Source organism: Streptomyces sp. NPDC002306 (genome assembly GCF_053593435.1).
In genome coordinates, this window is sequence record NZ_JBSFCK010000004.1 from 194071 (window position 1) to 214491 (window position 20421).

The 20421-nt window shown below is 71.7% G+C and carries 19 protein-coding genes and 1 pseudogene; 7 read left to right on the plus strand and 13 right to left on the minus strand.

Features of this window, described 5'->3' with window-relative positions; all coding sequences use genetic code 11:
- Positions 1-221 precede the first annotated feature (221 nt).
- The 3 genes from ACWCQK_RS11040 to ACWCQK_RS11050 form a co-directional block, all read right to left on the minus strand.
- The gene (locus ACWCQK_RS11040; protein WP_451154626.1) at positions 222-1607 is read right to left on the minus strand and encodes an MFS transporter; all 1386 of its coding nucleotides are present in this window, start codon (positions 1605-1607) and stop codon (positions 222-224) included.
- Positions 1608-1813: 206 nt separating this feature from the next.
- Positions 1814-2647, minus strand: coding sequence for a class I SAM-dependent methyltransferase (locus ACWCQK_RS11045; RefSeq protein WP_451154254.1), 834 nt, complete (start codon positions 2645-2647; stop codon positions 1814-1816).
- 75 nt (positions 2648-2722) lie between these two features.
- Positions 2723-4645 (minus strand): glycoside hydrolase family 5 protein, encoded by a 1923-nt coding sequence (locus ACWCQK_RS11050; protein ID WP_451154256.1) that lies wholly within the window; start codon positions 4643-4645, stop codon positions 2723-2725.
- A 715-nt stretch (positions 4646-5360) separates the two neighbouring features.
- Between ACWCQK_RS11050 and ACWCQK_RS11055 the strand changes: the two genes are divergently transcribed.
- Positions 5361-5780, plus strand: a complete 420-nt coding sequence (locus ACWCQK_RS11055; RefSeq protein ID WP_451154258.1) for a TOBE domain-containing protein — start codon at positions 5361-5363, stop codon at positions 5778-5780.
- A 288-nt stretch (positions 5781-6068) separates the two neighbouring features.
- On the opposite strand, the gene ACWCQK_RS11060 is transcribed toward ACWCQK_RS11055, so the two are convergent.
- Both ACWCQK_RS11060 and ACWCQK_RS11065 read right to left on the minus strand, forming a co-directional pair.
- Positions 6069-6443 (minus strand): hypothetical protein, encoded by a 375-nt coding sequence (locus ACWCQK_RS11060; protein WP_451154260.1) that lies wholly within the window; start codon positions 6441-6443, stop codon positions 6069-6071.
- Positions 6444-6516: 73 nt separating this feature from the next.
- Positions 6517-7068, minus strand: coding sequence for a DoxX family protein (locus ACWCQK_RS11065; protein WP_451154262.1), 552 nt, complete (start codon positions 7066-7068; stop codon positions 6517-6519).
- Between the two features lie 231 nt (positions 7069-7299).
- Between ACWCQK_RS11065 and ACWCQK_RS11070 the strand changes: the two genes are divergently transcribed.
- Both ACWCQK_RS11070 and ACWCQK_RS11075 read left to right on the plus strand, forming a co-directional pair.
- Complete coding sequence (locus tag ACWCQK_RS11070) at positions 7300-7590, plus strand: hypothetical protein (RefSeq protein ID WP_451154264.1); 291 nt, start codon at positions 7300-7302, stop codon at positions 7588-7590.
- 14 nt (positions 7591-7604) lie between these two features.
- The gene (locus tag ACWCQK_RS11075; protein WP_451154266.1) at positions 7605-8363 is read left to right on the plus strand and encodes a hypothetical protein; all 759 of its coding nucleotides are present in this window, start codon (positions 7605-7607) and stop codon (positions 8361-8363) included.
- A 103-nt stretch (positions 8364-8466) separates the two neighbouring features.
- Here ACWCQK_RS11075 and ACWCQK_RS11080 read toward each other — a convergent pair whose 3' ends face one another.
- Positions 8467-8919: a hypothetical protein gene (locus ACWCQK_RS11080; protein ID WP_451154268.1), complete on the minus strand. Its 453-nt coding sequence runs from the start codon at positions 8917-8919 to the stop codon at positions 8467-8469.
- Positions 8920-9134: 215 nt separating this feature from the next.
- Between ACWCQK_RS11080 and ACWCQK_RS11085 the strand changes: the two genes are divergently transcribed.
- Both ACWCQK_RS11085 and ACWCQK_RS11090 read left to right on the plus strand, forming a co-directional pair.
- Complete coding sequence (locus ACWCQK_RS11085) at positions 9135-10214, plus strand: tyrosine-protein phosphatase (protein WP_451154270.1); 1080 nt, start codon at positions 9135-9137, stop codon at positions 10212-10214.
- A 328-nt stretch (positions 10215-10542) separates the two neighbouring features.
- Positions 10543-11868: a hypothetical protein gene (locus tag ACWCQK_RS11090; RefSeq protein ID WP_451154628.1), complete on the plus strand. Its 1326-nt coding sequence runs from the start codon at positions 10543-10545 to the stop codon at positions 11866-11868.
- Between the two features lie 121 nt (positions 11869-11989).
- Here ACWCQK_RS11090 and arfA read toward each other — a convergent pair whose 3' ends face one another.
- The 5 genes from arfA to ACWCQK_RS11115 form a co-directional block, all read right to left on the minus strand.
- The gene (gene arfA / locus ACWCQK_RS11095; RefSeq protein ID WP_451154272.1) at positions 11990-13504 is read right to left on the minus strand and encodes an arabinosylfuranosidase ArfA; all 1515 of its coding nucleotides are present in this window, start codon (positions 13502-13504) and stop codon (positions 11990-11992) included.
- A gap of 78 nt (positions 13505-13582) precedes the next feature.
- Positions 13583-14437, minus strand: coding sequence for a family 43 glycosylhydrolase (locus tag ACWCQK_RS11100; RefSeq protein WP_451154274.1), 855 nt, complete (start codon positions 14435-14437; stop codon positions 13583-13585).
- A gap of 174 nt (positions 14438-14611) precedes the next feature.
- Entirely contained in the window at positions 14612-15544 is a 933-nt protein-coding gene (locus ACWCQK_RS11105) for a hypothetical protein (RefSeq protein ID WP_451154276.1), read from the minus strand.
- A gap of 79 nt (positions 15545-15623) precedes the next feature.
- On the minus strand, positions 15624-16040 hold the full coding sequence (locus ACWCQK_RS11110) for a hypothetical protein (RefSeq protein WP_451154278.1): 417 nt from the start codon (positions 16038-16040) through the stop codon (positions 15624-15626).
- A 227-nt stretch (positions 16041-16267) separates the two neighbouring features.
- Entirely contained in the window at positions 16268-17281 is a 1014-nt protein-coding gene (locus tag ACWCQK_RS11115; RefSeq protein ID WP_451154280.1) for an ArsR family transcriptional regulator, read from the minus strand.
- A gap of 172 nt (positions 17282-17453) precedes the next feature.
- Between ACWCQK_RS11115 and ACWCQK_RS11120 the strand changes: the two genes are divergently transcribed.
- Positions 17454-18035: a DUF5990 family protein gene (locus tag ACWCQK_RS11120; protein WP_451154282.1), complete on the plus strand. Its 582-nt coding sequence runs from the start codon at positions 17454-17456 to the stop codon at positions 18033-18035.
- A gap of 39 nt (positions 18036-18074) precedes the next feature.
- Here ACWCQK_RS11120 and ACWCQK_RS11125 read toward each other — a convergent pair.
- Both ACWCQK_RS11125 and ACWCQK_RS11130 read right to left on the minus strand, forming a co-directional pair.
- Positions 18075-19193: pseudogene (locus ACWCQK_RS11125) on the minus strand (MFS transporter); the annotation flags it as partial.
- A complete protein-coding gene (locus tag ACWCQK_RS11130; RefSeq protein WP_451154284.1) occupies positions 19151-19828 on the minus strand; it encodes a helix-turn-helix domain-containing protein in 678 nt (225 codons plus the stop codon). The pseudogene ACWCQK_RS11125 and the gene ACWCQK_RS11130, both read right to left, overlap by 43 nt.
- Between ACWCQK_RS11130 and ACWCQK_RS11135 the strand changes: the two genes are divergently transcribed.
- On the plus strand, positions 19827-20342 hold the full coding sequence (locus tag ACWCQK_RS11135; protein WP_451154286.1) for an N-acetyltransferase family protein: 516 nt from the start codon (positions 19827-19829) through the stop codon (positions 20340-20342). The genes ACWCQK_RS11130 and ACWCQK_RS11135 overlap by 2 nt on opposite strands.
- Positions 20343-20421 lie beyond the last annotated feature (79 nt).

The following is a 20421-nucleotide window of genomic DNA, read 5'->3' on the forward strand; positions in this document are numbered from 1 at the left end:
CAAAACAGCATGAATGCGCAGTTCAGAGGACCTGTGCATATATCGGACCGTGGCAGCCGGACCGTCTCGCCGCCGACGGCTCGGCCCGTCGTACGCACGGTCCGCCCCAGCGCCGCTCACGTAGGGTCCCCCGCCCGACGGAGGGAGTGAACCTGCCTTCCCCACAACGGAGTTGCGCCCCGCGCCGCGAGCACACCACGTCCAGCGCCGGAGCGAGCGCCCTACGCCCTCTCGCGCTCCGCCGGTACACAGAGCCCCGCGCACCCCGCGGCGATCAGGTAGGCGAGGGCGCCGACGGCCATGCTGGTACGCAGCCCGGTGCTGTGGTCGGTTCCGGTGGCGAGCAGGCTGCCTCCCAGCGCGACGCCGGCGGCGCTGCCGATCTGGCGGGTGGTGTTGAAGAGGGCGGAGGCGGCTCCCGAGTACCGCGGCGGCGCCGCCCCCATCGCGGTGGCGGTCGCACCGGTCAGGGCGAACGAGGTGCCGAACCCCGCGGCCATCATCGGAACCACCAGCAGCCAGTAGTCGGGATCGGCTCCCGCCGCGGCCCAGCCCGCCAGCCCCAGCGCGGCCACCAGCATGCCGAGCACCACCAGAGGACGATCGCCGGTACGGCGGGTCAGCCGCCCCGACAGCACCGAGGCGAACATGGTCATCGCCACCGCCGGGAACAGTGCCACGCCGGTCTTGAGGGCGCTGTAGCCGCGCTCGTGCTGGAATTCCAGACTGGCGGTGAACACCATGCCGTAGAAGCCGAAGTTGAACAGCAGACCGATGAGAGCCGCGCCGCTCATCGCACGCGAGCGCAGCAGGCGCGGCGGAAGGACGGGGGAGCGGGCCAGCCGCTCGCGCACCGCGAACCCGGTGGCGGCCAGCACGGCAAGACCCAGCCCGGCGAGGACGGCCGGATCCGACCAGCCACGCCGCCCGGCCTCGTTCAGCGCGCTGGTCAACAGGACCACCGCCGCCACGATCGCGCACTGAGCGGGCCAGTCCGGCGTCCGGTCGCCGCGCCGGGGCGAGGGGGCCACATGGCGCAGGGTCAGCAGCAGACAGAGCGCCCCGACGGGAAGGTTGATGAGGAAGACCCACCGCCAGCCCACCGTGGAGACCAGCAGTCCGCCCAGCAGCGGCCCGGCGGAGGCCGCGACGCCCGCCATCGAGCCCCACAGCCCGAACGCCCGCGACCGTTCGGCCGGCGTCGGGTAGGTCTGCTGGAGCAGGGCCAGCGAGCCGGGCACGATCAGTGCCGCGCCGAGCCCTTCCGCCAACCGGGCCACCACCAGGAACGCGGTACCCGGCGCGAACGCGCACGCGGCCGAGGCCACGGTGAACACCAGGACGCCCCAGCAGAAGACCCGGCGGTTGCCCAGCCGGTCGCCCAGCACTCCCCCGGTCATCAGCAGGCCGGCGAAGACCATGGTGTAGCCGTCCGTGATCCACTGGATGCCGGTGAGCGAGGCGGACAGGTCCCGGCCCATCACCGGCACGGCGACGTTGATGACCGTCACGTCCAGGATCACCATGAAATACCCGGCGCACACCGCCAGCAGCGGCGCCAGGGAACGCCGCCGCCGGACGTCCGCGGTCGGCTCAGGAGGGGGCATCTTCTCGTCTCCGGCCGACTCGGCGAACGCCACGACCCAGCTCCGTCCCATCCGGCCAGTCCGGCCCGTCCGCGGAGGATCCGCGCGGAAGGTCACACCAGTGCACACATGTCGCCGCCCGGGTCGGGGCCGGACCCGGTCACGGGTGCCCGCGGGCGGCGACGGGCCACGGGCGGCAGGGCGGCCGGCGGGAGATCCGGTACGGGCTACACCGCGGGCTTCCAGCCCCACGCGGTCAGCATCCCGGGAGACAGTCCCACGTACGTCGGAGCGTCCAGCCGGCGCAACGCTTCGTCGATCGCGGCGTCGTCCACCAGGCCCGTCGCCAGCATCGCGGCACGTGAGCGTTCCCATGTCCGGGCCCAGAACCGGCTGATGGGACTGCCGGGCGTCAGGGGCGGCACATGGATCTCGGCGGCCACGGAGTCCAGCCCGGCGGCCGTCATGAACCGGGGAAGGCTCGGGACCCATGAGACGTCGGTGCCGATCGACGCACGCAGCCCTCGCCACATCGCCCGCATGGCCAGGGTGTACGCCGAGTCCGGAGCATCGTCCTCCACGGTCAGGTCGACCGCGTCGCTCAGCACGAGGACGCCTCCCGGCGCGAGCAGCCCGGCGAGCCGCTCCACCATCGCCGCGGGGGACGGCAGGTGCATCAGCACGAACCTGGCGTGCACGAGATCGAAGGGACCCTGCTCGATGCGGTCGGAGGTCACATTCGCCTCGATCGCGGTGAGCCCCTCGACGGGCTCGCCCGTGAGGAAACGGATGTCCCGGTCCACCGCCACGACCTCGGTGACGCGCGCTTCGCGCAGCAGCGAGCGCGCCACCGTACCGGTCCCGGCGCCCACGTCGAGGCAGCGCCAGCCGGGGCCGGCGCCCAGCAGGCGCAGCCGGGCGATCGTCGTGGTGTCGTAGACGAGCGCGCCGAGGTCGATCCGTTCCGCCTCGCCCTCGTCCTGCGGGCGGAACAGATGCTCGCCGTAATGTCCGGGGCTCACGGATCCCTGAGGGACCCGCGAGCCTGATTCACGTGCCATGCGCCCATTGTCGGGGCGGGGGTCCGGCTCGGCGAGGGGAAGCCGGTCCGGCTTCCCCCGGCCGAGGTGTCCTCGTCAGGACAGGCGGCGGCAAAGGAGTGCCGCGGGGCCCGCGGCGCTGCCTATCCGTGTGGTGAACGCGATCCCGGCGGCGAACTCGTCGTCCGCGCACTGGCCCTTGTAGTCGCCGTAGGCGAAGTCCCCGCCCGAGGCGCCGGAGGGCCGGTTGTCGGAGCGGTCGAACCACACGGTCCGTCCCGAGACCCCGAGGGAGGTGCGGGCCGGGGCGCACAGGGCCGCCGACACACGGCCACCGCGGCGGCTGTAGCCGATCAGGAAGGAGTCGGAGGGGCACTGGAACTTGGTGTAGCCCGAGGCCCAGTCGCCGCCCTGCGGGACATGGCGCTCGTCCGTGACGACCGTCTGGGTGTCGGTCGCGGCGCGGAGGTCACCCGCGGTGACGTCGGTGCACAGTCCACGGCTCGCCGAATGACCGAGGCCGATCAGCCGCTCCCCGTCGGGGCAGACGGCCTTGGATGCACCCTGGTCCCAGTCTCCGCGGGCCCGCACCCGGAGCGACTGGACGTGGTCGCCGTGGTCGGTGGCGAGCATGTCCCAGGTGGACACCGGGGCGACGGACCCGGTGCGGGTCGGGGAGGTCATGAGGCGGGTCCATCCGGCGTTGCGCCAGTCCGTCTGGTCGAGGAGACCGTGTCGGTGGCCCTCGGTGTCGTAGCGCAGCAGGGCCCAGTCGTCGTGGCCCTCCCAACCGACCAGCGGCCAGTAGGCGAAGTCCACGTCGTGGTCGGCGAAGTAGTCGGTCGCGTTGCCGAACCAGGTGCGGGCCGCGCTGCCGGTCTCGCCGGCTCCGATGCCGAACTCGCTGATCCACAGCGGCGCGGTGAAGTGCCGGCCCGTCTCCTCGGAGACGAAGAAGGCCTCGTCGTAGAGGGCTTGGTGCAGCTCGTCGCGGTTCAGGTCCTGGTAGCGGGCGTCGTGGGTCTCGCCGATACCGGTCGCACCGCTGTGCCGGGGGCCGGTGTAGCCGTAGAAGTGGGCCGAATACACCAGCTTGCCGGAGGCGACGAGCGTGTGCGAGAGCGTACGCGCGGGGGTGAGTGTGGGCCGGCCGTGCGGCAGACCGTCGACGGGCAGGCCGGTCCAGTTGATGCCCTCGATGACGATGAGCAGGTCGGGGTCGGCCTCGGTGAGGATACGGTCGGCGGCGAGTTGGGCGGCGGCGTACCAGTCGTGGGCGTCGCCCAGGCCCCAGTTGGGATCGTCCAGGATGTTCCGGCGCACCTCGTTGTAGAGGTCGGCGCCCACCACGCGGGGGTCGGAGGCGTAGCGGCGGGCCATGAAGACCCAGTCGTCGGCCCAGCGTTGCGTGTCCTGGCTGGTGTTCCACCGCTCGTTGCCGTCGATGCCACAGCACCACCGTGAGGTGTTGGTGTGGTTGTTGAGGATGACCGCGAAGCCGTCCTGGGTGAGAGCGGCCACCACGGAATCGAAGACCTGCAACGGCGTCCTGCCGCGCAACTGCGGGTTGGCGGCCACCGCGGCGTCCGGCACCACGGCCGTGGTGTGGATCATCTCGTTGGAGAACGGCAGGCGGATGCTGTTGATGCCGAGTGCGTGGAAATCGGCGAGCAGTCCGGCCAGGGGGACTCGGTCCAGGCCGAGGGGTATACCGTAGGAGTTCTGGCCGGCGTGGTGATTGGCGGGATCGGCGATGTCGCCACTGCCCGACCAGGAGCCCTGCGCGCCGTCCCAGTTGGCCGACTTCAGCCGGAAGCGGTTGCCCGCCGCGTCGACGATGTACCGGCCGCGCGTCGACAGTGGCGGCTGCCAGGCGGCGTTCGCCGCGGCGGCGGCGGTGGTCCGTGCGGTGGGGGCCTCGGGGACCGGGACGGCGGCGACCGCTCCGGGGGCCGTGGCCAGCAGGAGCACGGCCGACGCCACCCCTGTCAGGTACTGAACAATTCTATGGTTCGGCATGGGTCCTCTGCGTGCGAGCGGTGGTGCGCGGGTGGGGGGTGGCGCGGTCGGCGATCGGTGCGGTGCGCTGCGCCGCCCGGCGGTCTCCCGCAGGGCGGTCCGGCACGGCCGTCCACGGACGGTGCCCGTCAGTCCATGAAGCAACAGCCGTCACTTCAGCAGTACTTGGGGGCGGATACTAACTGTCGCGGGCGAACGCGTCGACCGGAACCGGTGACGGTCCGACGTCGATGCGGACGCGGTTCCGCCGCGTGGGCGGACATGTGTTCCTCGGGGCGAGGCACTGTCTCGGTGGCGAGGTCTGTGACGGAGGCCAGGAGCGTGCCGCGTGTGCCATGTATGCCCTGTGTGCCGCGTCTGTGCGGGGCGCGGCGTATGGCTGGGGCGCGTGGCCGGGAGCGCGTGGCGGGGAGCACATGGCGGGGGTGATGTGTCCCGGTGCCGCGCACCTGGGACCGCCGGGAGCCTGGGATCGGCAGGCACCTGGGATCGGCAGGCGCTGGGCGACAGGTCTCCGGATCGGGCGCATGGCCGGGTTCGGCGTGTCTCCGGTCGCGTCGGGACGCGCGGACGCCTCCGCTGTGGGAGCACCTGTCGGACACGTGGCCGGCGGATGCGAAGGGCTCCCCGCCGTTCTCCCCCGGTCCGGTTAGCTTGAGCGGACGGCAGGTCACCGGCCCGCCGCCCGCCCCCGACATCCATGAGGTGCGCCGACATGAGCCTGAGCATCCGCAACCAGATCCCCGGCACCGTCACCGCGATCAACCCCGGCGCGGTCATGGCGACGGTCAAGGTACGTCTCGACGGCGGTCAGGATCTCACCGCGGCCGTCACGCTCGAGTCCGTGACGGAGTTGGGTCTCGTCGAGGGCTCCGTCGTGCGTGCCCTGGTGAAGTCCACCGAGGTCGCCCTCGCCACCGGCCCGGTGCAGGGCCTGTCCATCCGCAATCAGCTGCCCGGCACGGTCACCGATGTCTCCACCGGCGGCGCCATGGCGTCGGTGAAGGTCACGGTCGACGGGGGTGAGCTGACCGCCGCGATCACCATGGAGGCCGTCACCGAACTCGGGCTCCGGGCCGGATCCTCGGTCGTCGCGCTGATGAAGTCGACCGAGGTCGCCCTCGCGACGGTGTGAGCCGCTGCCGGGGGCGACGGGTCCGCACACTCCGGCGGTGTCCGGCTCCCGTGCGGCGGGGACCTAAGCGCAGGCGGCGCGGGGCATCCGTGAATGGCCTGGTCAGCATGGTCGCCCCAGACCGTCGCGCCCGGCGGTCAGCCGGACGGTGACCGGCGCGCCCCATGCCCTGGGCCATCCGGAGCCCCGCCCGCGGCACCACACGACGTGAACAGTGGGCCTTCGACGATCCGGTCTCACTCCCGCGTACGACGGTCGTCGCCGACCTTCACTGCCGAGCGTGGCCGGTCATGCGGTCGGCCACTGCTGCTGTCGGCGGCGCGACGCGGGTTCAGGACTCTCGTGCCACGCCACCATGAGCACCGCGTTGCCGGCCCGAACGACATCCGGGGGTACCGCGAACCGCAGTTCAGCGCCCGGCGGGACCTCGGGCCAAGCCTTGGCGCGATGGGTGACGCGGTAGCGCCCGCTCTGGGAGACCCAACCGACGGTCACCCCCACCTTGTGAGCACCGGCGTAGCCGAGGTTGTTGAGCAGATAGCCCCCTTCCTGGCCGACCGCACGCACCGTGAGGCGGATCGCGGGATTCTCGATGCGTGCGCGCCGGACATGCACGACCTCCGTCGCGGCGACGCCCACCAGCACCCCCACGACGGCTGTCATGAGCTCTCCCCATCCCATGGGAGCACGCTACCGCCCTGCCCGTGACCTCCATCGGTGACCGCGGTCATCAAGGTCAGAGGATCAGCACGACGGCCGCGCCGATACCGCCGAGGAACAGCGCCACGGCGGCCTCGAGCCAGCCGCCCTTGCCCCAGCGGAAGGGGCGGTCCAGGGCCAGTCTTCCGGGGCCGATGGCGGCGATGGCGAAGGCGACGACGGTGATGCACAGGTTGTACTCGATGCCTCCCTGGGTTTCCCACAATCCGTGGGCCCCGGTGACGGTCGCCATGGCATTGATCATCACGCCGATCAAGGCGGCCGCCGCCAGCGGCGTGAACAGTCCGAGAGCCAGGCCCAGACCTCCCAGGAGTTCGGAAGCCCCGCCGATGGCGGCATAGACCTTGCCGGGCCGGTACCCCAGCGCGGCGAAGCCCTTGCCCGTGGCGGTGAGGCCGTCGCCGCCGAACAGACCGAAGACTTTCTGGGCGCCGTGCCCTGCCATCAGCAGACCGAAAGCGAGTCGGACGAGAAGCAGACCGAAGTCTGCGGCAAAGGCGGTGGACCGCGTCGGAGCACGGGCCGCCGCGTCGGGTGAGGCGCGCAGTCGCCGTACGAAGTCATTCATAAGGGCTCTCCTCCGCTCCGGGTCCGGGGGCGGTGACCCGCCCAGGAGGCCGCATAGTCGCTGGTCACCCGGTCCTCCGGGTACCGCGGAGGCACCCCGCCGAGACAACCGTGTTCTTCCATCTTCACTCCTGTCGGCCTTCATGGCCGCCAGCCGGGAATGCCACACACTCGCGTGCCGACGGAACGCACATCACGCCCGGCACTCGCCGCGAACTGACCTCGGCACGCTATGGTCCAGACCACCATCCGCGCCTTTGGCGACATCGGCCGGCTCTTCCCGAAGTGGTGTTTCGGCGGGACGCTGCTGTGGTCCGGAATCGTCGTCGACGAGACGAGTTGTTTCCCGGCCATGCCGAAAGCGAACAACACACAGCTGTCTTCCGTAGTATCGCTACAACACGGCTGTGCTTCAGTAATTGCTGCCGCCTTTACCGCACCAGCCGAGATGGCACACGCATTTGGTTCCGCATACGCCTGCGGGCCTGCCTCGCGCGGCCTCCAGGCACACGAAGGGTTGTGAGCATCATCAGCATCATGTCCGAAACCAGCGCCGGGACCACCGGATTGACATCGCAGTACGCCACTCAGGTGGCAGGTGACCTTGAGCGCAACCTCAAGGAGCAGGAGCGCGTCGAAAGTGAAATCGCCGCGCTGCAGGAGCAGTTGACCACCCTTCAGCAGGATCACTCCGTCCTGGTGAACGTCCGCCAGGCCCTGGGTGTCTCGGCGGCGGCCGTGGAGCCGGTGTCCGAGCCCGCCGCCGCGGTGCCCGCTCCCCGCACGAAGACCGTCGCGAAGTCGGCCACGGTCAAGTCGGGCACGACCAAGGCAGGCACGGCCAAGGCGGGCACGACCAAGACGGCCGCGGCCAAGGCGAGCGCGACCAAGACGGCCACCACCACGGCCAAGGCGCCCGCGGCCAAGACACCGCGGACCAAGAAGTCCACCGTCGCCGACGACAGCAAGCCGAGCGCCAAGAAGACCGAGGCCACGACCGAGGCCGAGGCGGAGACCGCGGTCGCGCAGACCGCGCGGCCCACCCTCGTCGACATCGTCCGCGAGCACCTCAACGCACAGAGCGAACCTCGCTCCGCGGCCGAGATCACCAACGCCCTGGGGAAGGCACACCCCGAGCGCTCCATCAAGGCGACCGTCGTGCGCACCACGCTCGAAGGCCTCGTCGCCAAGAACCAGGCCCACCGCAGCAAGCAGGGCACGTCCGTCTTCTACACCGCACCCGAAGCACCGAAGCCGATCGCGCAGGCCGACCAGGACAAGGAACAGTCCGCCTGACGGCAGCACCGCCGACCGGCACTTGGGCAGAGTGGGGTGGCTGCCGTCCTGTGGGGCCTGCCCGCGCGTCGCGGGCAGCAAGTGCCCTTTTCCGCAACGACCACTACAACGACTCCCGCATCATCCGTGCCAGCCTCTCCCGCTGTTCGTTGAAGGCGGCACGGGCCTGCTGGACCTGCTCGTTCTCGATGAGCAGGCCCTGGGCGACCACATCACGGTACGTTCGCAGCAGAGCGATCATGCGGGTGACCTCGTCCAGCACCGAGTCGTCGGCGACCAGGGTGAGTTCCAGCCGGCGGGAGAGCACACTGCTGTCCCGCAGCACCGTGCCGGCTCGGGCGGACGCGGTCACGTCGTCGTCATGGCCCCGGGCTATGTTGATCAGCGTCTCGCTCGCCGCCGCCGTGGCGGCGAGGAACGCGACGTAGGCGGACCGGCGGTCCTCCCTCGCCCGCTGCGCGCTCTCCCGCAGCCAGCGGCGCCGCTCGAAGAAGGCGGACGCGGTCAAGGCGATCAGCGCACCGAGCGCGGTGTTGAAGATGCCTGTCCACTCCACACTCCCTACCTTGCTCACCACGGTGCCACTCCAACCCCCGGACCACGGACCGGCGACAAGCGCGTCGGCGGCCACACAGCTCCCGAAGCACCCCTCACCCCCTTTGGCACACTTCGGGAGTTCCGCCGGATTCTGAAGATCATTCCGGCTTCCGGACCACCGTGGTTAACCCCGTGTCGCACCGTCACCCTTCAAACCGGCAAACGATTCCAGCCATGACCCACATGACACGTGTCAAGGCGGCATCCGTCCTCTCGGCCGCCATGCTGCTCCCCTGCCTGACGGCCACGGCCGCCGGCGCGGTGCCGGCCCACGCCGGACCGAGCAGCCACGCCGCACGGCACATCCCGTTCACCGCGGCCGAGGTGACCGCGCGGAACGACGGCTCGTACCGGATCACCTGGACGGCGCCCGGGATCCGGCACGTGGCCGTCCGCGCGAACGGCCGCACCGTCGCCTCGGGCGGCTCCACCGGCTCGGTCACGGTGACCGGACTCCCGGCCACGGACCGGCAGTGGTTCGACCTCGTCCCCGCCCAGGGCCGCGGCCTCCACCTCGCCGACCGGCTGATCGAGCTGGACGGCACGGTCAACTTCCGTGACGCGGGCGGATACCGCACCGCCGACGGCAGCTGGGTGAAGATGGGCGTCGTCTACCGCTCGGACGCCCTCGACAAGCTCACCGGCGCCGACCTGGCCAAGCTCAGGCGGCTCGGCATCTCCGTCGACTACGACCTGCGCAGCACCGCCGAGCGCACCGCCGCGCCGGACCGGGTTCCCTCCGGCGCGCGGTATGTCGTCGCCAACGTGATCGGTGACGACTCCCCCGTCTTCTCGATGCCGACCACGGCCGAGGGCGCCGCGCAGATGATGGTCGACGGCGAGAAGTCGATGGTCAGCGGTGAGACGGCGAAGGCCGCCTACTCCAAGGTCTTCGCCGGAGTCGTCGTGGACGCCGACGGTTCCCTCTACCACTGCACGGCCGGCAAGGACCGTACGGGATGGGCGAGTGCCGCCCTGCTCACGGCTCTCGGCGTGCCGCGCGACACGGTGATGAGGGACTACCTGGCCTCCGACGACTACCGTGCCGCGGCCAACGCCGCCGCCCTCGCGGCCATGCCCGCGGCGCAGGCCGCGGTCTACAAGCCGATGCTCGACGTACGCGCCGAGTACCTCAACTCGGGCTTCGCCGAGGTCAAGGACACGTACGGCTCCTTCGCCTCGTACGAGAGGAAGGCCCTGGGCGTCGACCCGATCGAGGTGCGCCGGCTCAAGGCACAGCTGCTCGTCGGCTGACCTGTGCCCCTCCGCGCGCCCGGCGGTCGTCGCGACTGCCGGGCGGCGGACGGCTGTTCGCCTACTCCCCTCAACTCCCCTCACCTCAGGTGGCGTTCACTGTCACCTTCGGGTCTCGAAGATCATCTGTCGGCTGCTGTTCGTCTGCCCGACCCATGACCGCGGCCCTTTGTTGAGTGGCGCGTTGAACTCTGCTCGACGGCATCCGCCGCCGTCCGTGGCCGGATGCGTCAGGACGTGTCACCGAAGGGAACCGACCGTGCGCTCGATACCGCCTGCTTCTCCGCTGTCCGTCCGCAGGGTGGCGCTCGCCACCGCCACCGTGCTGATGTCCGCGGCGGCAACCGCCGCGCCCGTGCACGCGGCGAGCTACGGCACGCCGACGATCAAGCTTTCCGCGTCCTACCTCTCCGGCGCCGTCGGGGCGACCGCCGACCCGACCGTGACCGTGACCGTCGCCCAGAGCGGCGCCGACGCCTCCGCCCTCACCGTGGCCGTGTCCAAGACCAGCAAGTCCGCCGTCGCCGCGGCCACCGACGTCACGGTCACCGGCACCGCGGGCACCCGCTCGCTGACCGTGGCGGCCCGGGGCCAGGGCTACACCGACCTCACGCTGAAGGTCACCGGTCTGGGCGGCAAGACCGCGACCACGACCCTGCACTACGCCGCGTCGCCGGCCGTCCAGCACTCCGCCGACGCCCGCTACCTGACCGGCGCCAGCGACGCCTCCGCCGCGGTCTCCGTGGGCGGCGGCTACCTGCTCGTCGCCAACGACGAGGACAACACCCTCCGGCTGTACAACGGCAGCGTCTCCGGGGCTCCCGTGAAGACCTGGGACCTCGACGACGCGCTCGACGCGGACAAGGAGGTGGACATCGAAGGGGGCACCCTCGTCGGCGGCACCGTGTACTGGACCGGCTCGCTCGGCAACAACAAGGACGGCGAGTACAAGAAGGACCGCAACACGGTCTTCACCACCAAGCTGACGGGCTCGGGCGCCTCCACCGCGCTGACCTTCGGCACCGCGGGTCACACCCTGCGCGACGACTTCGTCAAGTGGGACGAGGCCAACGGCGGCCGCTTCGGCTTCGCGGACGGCACCGAGGACGGTTCGATCCCCAAGGCCGTCGACGGATTCAACGTCGAGGGCCTGGAGTTCGCCGCCGGCAGCACCACCACGGCCTACGTCGGCTTCCGCGCCCCGCTGGTACCGCCGCAGAGCGGCGGCCAGGCGCTCGTCGTGCCGGTGACCAACATGAACAAGGTCGCCGCGGGCACCCACGCCACCTTCGGCACCCCGATCCAGTGGAACCTCGGCGGCCTGTCGGTGCGTGACATCCGAGCCAACTCGCAGGGACAGTTCCTGATCCTGGCCGGTTCATGGGCGGCCGACGACAACACCGACCCGTACGCGCTGTACTCCTGGGACGGCAACACCGCGCACCAGCCGGTGAAGGTCCTGGACCTGCCGACCACGGACGCGGGCGGCTGGGAGTCGATCGTGTCGGTCCCCGACCTCACCCAGTCCGGCGCCCGGGTGCAGCTGATCACCGACGACGGTGACGCCGACCTGTACGGCGACGGGTCCGAGGCGAAGGACCTCGACCACACCGAGTGGCAGAAGTCCCGCAGCACCTGGTTCACGCTGGGCTGACCGGCCGGTGCCGGTCCCGCCACGGGGGCCGGCACCTGTGCGGCCCGTACCGTCGGGACCGGCCCGTGACGGGGGTCCCGACGGCCACCGAACCAGCTCAGGCCGGGTCAGGTCAGCGGCTTCAGCTCAGCCGGATCACGTTCCAGGACAGCGGCTCCAGTACGGCGGTCAGGGTGCCGTCCGTGAGGGCCGCGCCCTGGACCGGGTGCGGTGTGACCCGCTCCGGCTCGTCGAGGGTGTTGCGGGCGTCGGGGTCGGCGTCCGCGAGGGCGCTGTGCTCCACCACCGTGCTCAGGCCGAGCCCGCTCAGGGCGACTTCGAGCGGAAGGGCTTCGGTACGACCGCGGTTGACGGCGAAGACGGTGACCGCGCCGTCGTCGGCGCGGACCGCCGTGGCGTGCAGCAGGTCGGCCTCGCCGTATTTCCTCGTCGTGTACGTCGGTGAGTCGACGCGGACGTCGAGGACCCGTCCACGGCCGTACCGCGAGGCCTGCGCGAAGGGGAAGAACGTCGTCTGGCGCCAGGCCGGGCCGCCCGGCTCGGTCAGGATCGGGGCGATGACGTTGACGAGCTGGGCGAGGCAGGCGACGGTGACGCGGTCGGCGTGCCGGAGCAGGGCGATGAGCAGCGAACCGAACACGACGGCGTCGGTGACGCTGTAGTTGTCCTCCAGCAGCCTGGGCGCCTCGGGCCAGTCGTCCGGCGCGAACGTCGTGGCCCGCTCCTGCCAGCGGGAGAGGTACCAGACGTTCCACTCGTCGAAGGAAAGGTCGATCCTCTTCTTGGACTTGAGCTTCGCGCCGACATGGTCACAGGTCGCCACCACGTTCTCGATGAAGGACTCCATGTCGACGGCGGAGGCGAGGAAGGAGTCCACGTCGCCGTCGACCGGCTCGTAGTAGGCGTGCAGGGAGACGTGGTCGACGAGGTCGTACGTCTCCGCCAGCACCGTCGCCTCCCAGTCGGCGAAGGTGGGCATGGACTGTCCCGAGGAACCGCAGGCGACGAGTTCGACGGCGGGGTCCAGTTGGCGCATGGCGCGGGCGGTCTCGGCGGCGAGGCGACCGTACTCCTCGGCGGTCTTGTGTCCGGTCTGCCAGGGGCCGTCCATCTCGTTGCCCAGGCACCACAGCCGGATGCCGAAGGGGTCCTTGTCGCCGTGCGCGGCCCGCAGGTCCGACAGGGCGGTACCGGCGGGGTGGTTGGCGTACTCCAGGAGTTCGAGGGCCTCGGCGACGCCGCGGGTGCCGAGGTTGAGGGCCATCATGGGCTCGGCCCGCGGCCCGATCTTGCGCAGGAAGGCGATGTACTCGGAGAGGCCGAACCGGTTGGTCTCGGTGGAGTGCCAGGCCAGGTCGAGGCGGCGCGGACGGTTCTCGACCGGGCCGACGGAGTCCTCCCACCGGTAGCCGGAGACGAAGTTGCCGCCGGGATAGCGGACGGCGGTGACGCCGAGTTCACGGACCAGGTCCAGGACGTCGGTGCGGATCCCGGCCTCGTCGGCGGTGGGGTGGTCCGGTTCGAAGATGCCGGTGTGAACACAGCGGCCGAGGTGTTCGACGAAGGATCCGAAGAGCCGGGGGTTGACCTCACCGACGGTGAAGGCGGGGTCGAGGGTGAAGCGGGCGGTGTGCATGGTCGCCTTTCGCAGGGGGCGGTTCGGCTTCGTTGGCGGTTGCGCGTGGCCCGGGCCGCCGGCGCGGCCCGGGCACGGTCAGCGGACGACCGGCCGGCCGTCCGACGTCCAGCGCAGGGTGTTCAGGCCCAGCTTCGGGCTGCCCGCCTCCTCGGCGTCGTAGTAGTGGTAGGCGAGGACGTCCCGGCCCCGGTCCCTGAAGACCGACTCGCCTCCGGTACCGACGTAGCGTCCGTGTCCCGCCAGCAGCAGGTCGCCACCGCCCGCCAGCAGTGGGGTGCCCGCGCTGTCGGCGTACGGCCCGGTGACGTTCGCGGATCGGCCGACCCTGATCTTGTACGTGGAGTTCACGCCGGCGCAGCACGCGTCGTACGAGGCGAAGAGGTAGTAGCAGTGGCTGTGCCGCAGGAGGTACGGGCCTTCGACCGCGTAGGGGGCGTCCGGCCGGGTCGCCAGGTGGTGGACGGTCGCGCCGGGCACGGACTTGCCGGTGGCCGGGTCCAGTTCGACCATGCGGACGCCGGTCCAGTACGACCCGAAGGCCATCCAGAGCCTGCCGTCGGCCCGGATGACCCCCGGGTCGATGGCGTTCCAGGTGTCGGTCGTCCCGGAGGTGAGGGCCTTGACACTGAGGTCGGGGGCCCGGCTGCCGGCCGCCGCCATGGCGCGTTTCGTGTCGTACGGGTTGCCCCACTGGAGGGTGGAGTCCTTCACCGCGATGTCCGGGGTGGCCCCGCGGAAGGCGTCCAGCATCGCGGTCATGTTGTAGCCGTCGCCGCCGCTGAAGAGGTTCCAGTACCGCACGCGGGTCTGTGATCCGGCGGCCAGCGCGTCGGCGCCGGTGCCCAGCGCGGCGAAGCCGAAGCTGCCCGCGACACACAATGCGCGGACTCCGCACAGGAGTTGCCTGCGATTCAGGTCAGGTCGTCCCATGCCCTGCCCCAACTGCGTCCCATGCCCTGCCCCAACTGTTCGAGACGTTCGAGAGAACTTGATCCGAGGAGCTAGGTTCGATATATCGAATTGCGCTCGCAACTTCGAACGCGACCGTAGGATCGAAGCGCTTGCGCGTCAATGGTTCGGACACGACTCACGTGACGGCGTCGGTCAGGGTTCGGGGAACACCAGAGGGACGCCGTAGCGCCGCTCGGCGGTGCGCAGGGCCGGGACGAGGGCCTCGCGCAGTTCGCGGATCTCATCGGCGTGGTCGGCGAGGAACCGGTCACGCAGGCGCAGCCTGGCGGGTTCGCGGACGGCTTCGACGGGCCGCATGCAGGTGGCGTACGTGGCGCCCAACTCGGCCTCGGTCGCGGGGAGATCCTCGGGTGCCGCGCGCTGCTGGCGGGCGTCGGCCGCGGCCATGAAACCCTGCTCGTCACGCGCCGGGACGCCCTGCTCGGCCAGGCAGTCCGGCAGGCCGCGCAGGACGTGGAGCACGGCGGGATCCTCGCGCAGGGTGACGACTTCTCCGAACCACTTCTGCTGGAGGGGGACATAGAGGTCGCGCAGGGCGGCCGAGGCCGTCGTGCCCGCCGCGCGGCAGCGGCCGACCTCCGTCGCGCCACCGGCCCGGACGGCACCCGAGGAGCTCGCGACGGTGGGGGCCGAGGAGTTGACGACCGTGGGGACTGACGAGTTCACCACGGTGGGGACCGAGGCGTTCACGGCGGGGACCTCGGCGCTGGCGCTCATCCCGTGCCGGGCGATGAAGTCCAGGTCGGGGAGCTCGAAGAACCGGATGAACGCGACCGGCACCTGCTCCCGGGGGAGCCTGAAGCCGCCCTGGTCGGCGCAGCCGGCGGCGGCGGCGCGCGTGACCTGCTGGCCGAACACGTCCAGGCCCTGCGTCCACCGGGTCTCGGCACCCGTCGCCGGCAGCACCATGCGCACGGGATCGTCGGGCAGGGCGTGGCCGAGACGGGCGGGGGCCACTGCCCGGGCCGGGGCGCCGGGCGAGCGGCCGGGATCGGCGGAGCACGCGGTGACGAGCAGGACGGCGGCCACGACCGCCGCACGTACCAGGAACCGGGCCCGGCTCATCCGGATCATTCCTCTCTCACGAGGACCCGCGGGGGTGCCGTCGCAGGTCGCACGGCACCCCCGCGGGCCGGGTTCGGGATCAGTGCGTGATGCGGACGGTGTCGCCGCCGTTCGCGGCGCTCGCCACCGTGAACAGGGTGTTGTCGGAGACGTCGGTGCACAGCCAGTACTTCGAGTCGTTGATGCTGTGGCTGCCGTCGAAGGCCCAGACGTAGCCCGCGGTGCAGGTGACCCAGCTGCTGCTGGAGGTGTGGTAGAGGCGGCCGGCGTAACCGTCGTTGGCGTACTGCGTCTTGTCGTCGCTGTAGGTGAGGTTGAGGTCGCCGCAGCTGCTGGTGGACGACTTCCTGACCTGGGTGCCCACACCCTCGCTGGCACCGGTGGTGAGCGTGCTCGTCACACAGGCGGCCGGCGCCGCGGACGCGGCGGGCGCGAGCACGAGACAGGTCGCGGCGGAGACGAGCGCGAGCATGCCCGCGGCGATGGCACTCTTCATGGTTCCCCCTGCTTCGGTCGTGGCGGGTGGGGCGGACCGCCCCACCCGGCGGTGCGTTCGCCGCACACGCTCGCAGAGCCGGACAGAGCGAACCACGACCTTCGACGGGCCTCGAAAGGCGCGGGTCGAGGGCCGGAGGCGGTTACTCCGGTGGTACGCGCAGGACGGGCGGGACGCACGGGATGTGGCGGGCCTCCTGTGGGTGGCCGCGACACCGTGACGCCTGACTAGAACTCGACGCGGGCCACCGGCTCGGCGCGCTCGGCCGACGGCCTCCGCCGGAGCATCGCCGCGCCGAGCGGCGTCAGTGTGTGGAGCACGGTGTTGTGGCGCCGGTTGCTGACGATCAGGCCCGCCTCGCGCAGCACGGCGGTGTGGTGGGTGACGGTGGCGGGTGAGACGCCCAGGGAGCGGGCCAGTTCCGAGGTGGTCGCGCCGAGGGCGAGCGAGCGCAGCGCGGCGGCACGGGTGCGGCCCAGCAGGGCGGCGAGGGGACGGTCGGAGGGATCCGCCGGGCTCGGGAGCCGGGTGCCGTGCACGGGATAGATCAGCACCGGTCGCAGGGTCTCGTCCGCCAGGGAGATCGGCTGGTGCCAGCAGAAATAGGAGGGGACCAGACGCAGCCCGCGTCCGTTCAGATGCAGGTCACGGTCCACGACGTAGTCGACGTGGAGGACGGGCGGCCGCCAGCGCATGGCGGGGGACAGCCCGGCGAGCAGACCGTCGACGCCGGCGTCGAGGTTCTCGCGGGCGCGCAGGGCGCGTTCTCCGGCGATGGCGGCCCAGATGCGGTCCTGGTGGGGTGCGATGACCGTCTCGTGGTAGGCGCGCAGGAGTTTGACGAGTTCCTCGCGGGTCGCGCGTTCCACCAGCCGGGGCGCCCAGGCGGGGGCGCCGCTGAGTTCGTCCAGCAACCTCATCTCGTGGGCGACCCGGGCGGGCGGGGTGTCGATGATCGCCGCGAAGCCCCGCTCCAGGCCGTCGGAGGCCTCGGACGGCGTCAGGAAGTCCGGGAGGTAGGGCGCCCTGGGCAGGACGGGGACGAGCAGCCGGCGTACGGCGTCCCCGAGGGGGGTGCCCGCGAGACCGGCCCGCGTCTCGCGATGCCACTCGGCGAACGCCCAGCGCCCTCGCGTGGTCTGAAGGCGGTGCAGGCTGCAGGTGATCTCCCAGAGGGGGTCGGGCGCGCTCGCCACCCGGACCCGAGCGAGGTCCTCGGGGGTGAAGTGGACACGCAGCACGAAACCCAACCCCTCCCGTGAAACGACCGTGGTCGTCCTCGGGAAGCAGCCTGGGCGACGACCACCACACGGGCAATGCACCGATTCAGCCGCTCCACCGCGTCACAGCCGCCGCACGACCACAAGCCGGCGGCGCCCCGGACGCGTCCGGTCCTCCCGGGTGCGGCGGGGGATGATGGCCGGCATGCGTATCCGCATCGACGCCGTCGACCTCCCCGGTCTCACCTGCCCGCCCGGCGCACCCGCCGACGGATCCGACCGCTACCGGAACGTCCACGTCGCCGTACAGCGCCGGGACCGCCGGGACGAGCTCCTGGACCCGCGTCCCGGCGACGCCGCGTCCGCGACCTGGACCCTGGAGTGCACGACGACCACCACGCCGACCGGCATCGATGTGCGGGGTCCCTACGTACAGGGCCGCCCGGGCGGGCGGTTCGTCTACCTGACCTGGGGAACGGTCGACGAATCGGGTGTCTTCGCGATGTTCCGCCGCGCCAAGCTTCTGCTCGACGCCGTCCCCGCCGGGGTGCTCGACGCCGCGGCGCGCGGGGGGCTACTGGTCGGCCGCCTCGGCCTGACCGACGGGTGCGGCATGCCCCTGTGCGCGCGGGTCGTGCCCCCGGCCATCACGTGGACCGCCGAATCCGCCCGGTCGACGGAAGCCGCCCGAGGCACGGACGCCGCCCGGGCCGCGGACGCCACGGACGCCCTCGGCGAGGACACCCGTACGTCCGAGGAGGGCGGCCGCGAGTAGTGCCGCGAGGGCGGTGAGGGACACGCCCCGCCAGCCGGCGGCTTCGAGCAGGGGTGCGGCGAGCGCGGTGCCGATGGCACCGGCGACGAAGTACAGCACCAGGTACACGCCGCTGAGGCTGCCGCCGCGGTCGGGGGCGATGGCGATGACCCGGCTCTGGTTGGCGGCCTGGGCGGCGAAGCAGCCGGCATCGAAGAGGGCCAGTCCCAGCGCCGTGACCGGCGGGGTGTCCAGGCCCGTGGCGAGCAGCGCGGTTCCGGCCGCGGCGACCAGCATGCAGGCAGTGATCACGGTGCCGGGAGTGTGCCGGTCGCTGAGCCTCCCCGTGACCGGCAGAGCGGCGAAGCCGAGCAGTCCCGCCAGGCTGTACAGGCCGATGGCGGTCGGGCTGAGCAGGTGCGGAGGCCGGCCCAGGGCGAGGGTGAGGGCGACCCAGACAAGGCTGAAGGCGAAGTACCACAGGCCGCCGACGGCCACCGCGCGGCGCAGCACCGGGTGCTGCCGCGGCAGGCGCGGGAGCGAGCCGAGGGCGGCGAGGTACCCGCCGGGGTGTGACGCCGGCCGTCGCACGGGCAGCAGCAGCGCGGCCGCGAGCGCGCCGGTCAGAGCGAGGGCGGCGAAGACGAGCAGCATCCGCCGCCATCCGAGGGCGTCGGCGAGGGTGCCTCCGGCCAGCCGGCTCAGCAGGATGCCGGCCGACATTCCGGCGGCCACGGTGGCCACGGCGGTGGCTCGGCGTTCGGGCGGGGCGTGGCGGCCGGCGAGAGTGCCCGCCTGCGCCGCGACACTCGCCGTCGCGCCGATGAGCAGATAGGCGACCAGCAGCACGCCCGCGCCGGGGGCTGACGCGGCCAGGACGAGGGCGGCGGCCAGAGCGGTGAGCTGGGCGGCGATCAGGCGGTGGGGGGCCAGGCGGTCCGCCAGCGGAAGCAGCAGGGCGAATCCGCTCACACAGCCGATGAGAGCGGCGGTCGGCACGAGGCCGATCACGGAGAGCGGCACGTCGAGCTGGGCGGCGACGTCGGTGAGCGCGGGCTGGAGGGCGTAGTTGTTCGCTGTCGCCGTACCCGCGACAGCGGCGAGAAGGAACGTGCCGCCTCGGTGCGTCGCACGGGTCACGGCCGCGGCACCCGGGTCAGGACGACGGCGTAGCGGCACTCGGCGTCGCTGTCGTTGACGAAGGTGCGAGGGGCGGGCCGGCCCAGTTCGATGGTGTCGCCCGCGGCGAGTTCGTACACCGTCTCCCCCTCGTGGAAGGTCAGACGCCCGTCGAGCACCCAGACGACCTGCCGGAGGAACGCGAAGGCCGCGGCCGGATACGGCACCCGGGCGCCGACGGGCAGGCGGACCTCGGCGATCTCCACCGGAAAACGCGGCCCGGTGATCTGGCGGCGCCGGTAGCCGGTGGCGGGATCGCGCCACTCGGCCGCGTCGGCCAGGCGGCCCACGACGGTGGTTCCCTGCGCGCCGAGGTCGCCGCCCTCGGTACCGGTCCCACCCACGGTCCCGCCGTCGGTATCGGCTCCGGTCGCGCCTTCCGTCTCGTCCCCGCCGCTGTCGTACGCCCCCTCGGCGAGGGCCAGCAGGGAGGAGACGCTGAGCTGGAAGGCCGCGGACAGCTTGCCCAGCACGACAGCGGTGGGGCTGCTCTCACCGCGTTCGATCCGGCTGATCATGGCCGGGGAGACACCGGAGGCGTCCGCGAGCCGCGCCAGCGTCCACCGACGGCGTTCCCGCTCGCTGCGGACGCGGGCGGCGATCCGCCCGACCAGGGGATCTACTATGTTGGACATGAATCCAATATACGAGAGCGGGACGGTCACGGTACGGCCGGCGTGCTCCGGCGACCTGGAGGCCGTCCTCGCCATCCGCAACCACGCGATCGAGCACTCGACGGCCCTGTGGACGCAGACCCGGCAGACACCCGCCGAGGGAGCCGCCTGGTTCGCCCCTCATCTGGCGCGCGGGTCGGCGTTCGTGGCCGACCTGGCGGGCGAGGTCGCCGGTTTCGCCGTCTACGGCCCGTGGCGCGAACTGGACGGATACCGCCACACCGTGGAGAACTCGGTCTACACCCGCGAGGGGCGGCACGGGCTCGGTGTCGGCACGGCGTTGATGACCACACTGGTCGCCTCGGCGCGCGAGGCCGGTCATCACGTCATGATCGCGGGCATCGAGGCCGGGAACACCGCGTCCATCCGTCTGCACGAGCGATTCGGATTCCGGCACGCGGGCACGGTGCCGGAAGTCGGCGTGAAGTTCGGCCGCTGGCTGGACCTGCGGATCATGCAGTTGCCGCTCGCCTGAGTGCCGCGCCCTCGTCCGACCGGGGCGCGGCGGTTCATCCGTTGTCCGCGTCGGATGCGCGGGATGCGCGGTGTCGAAC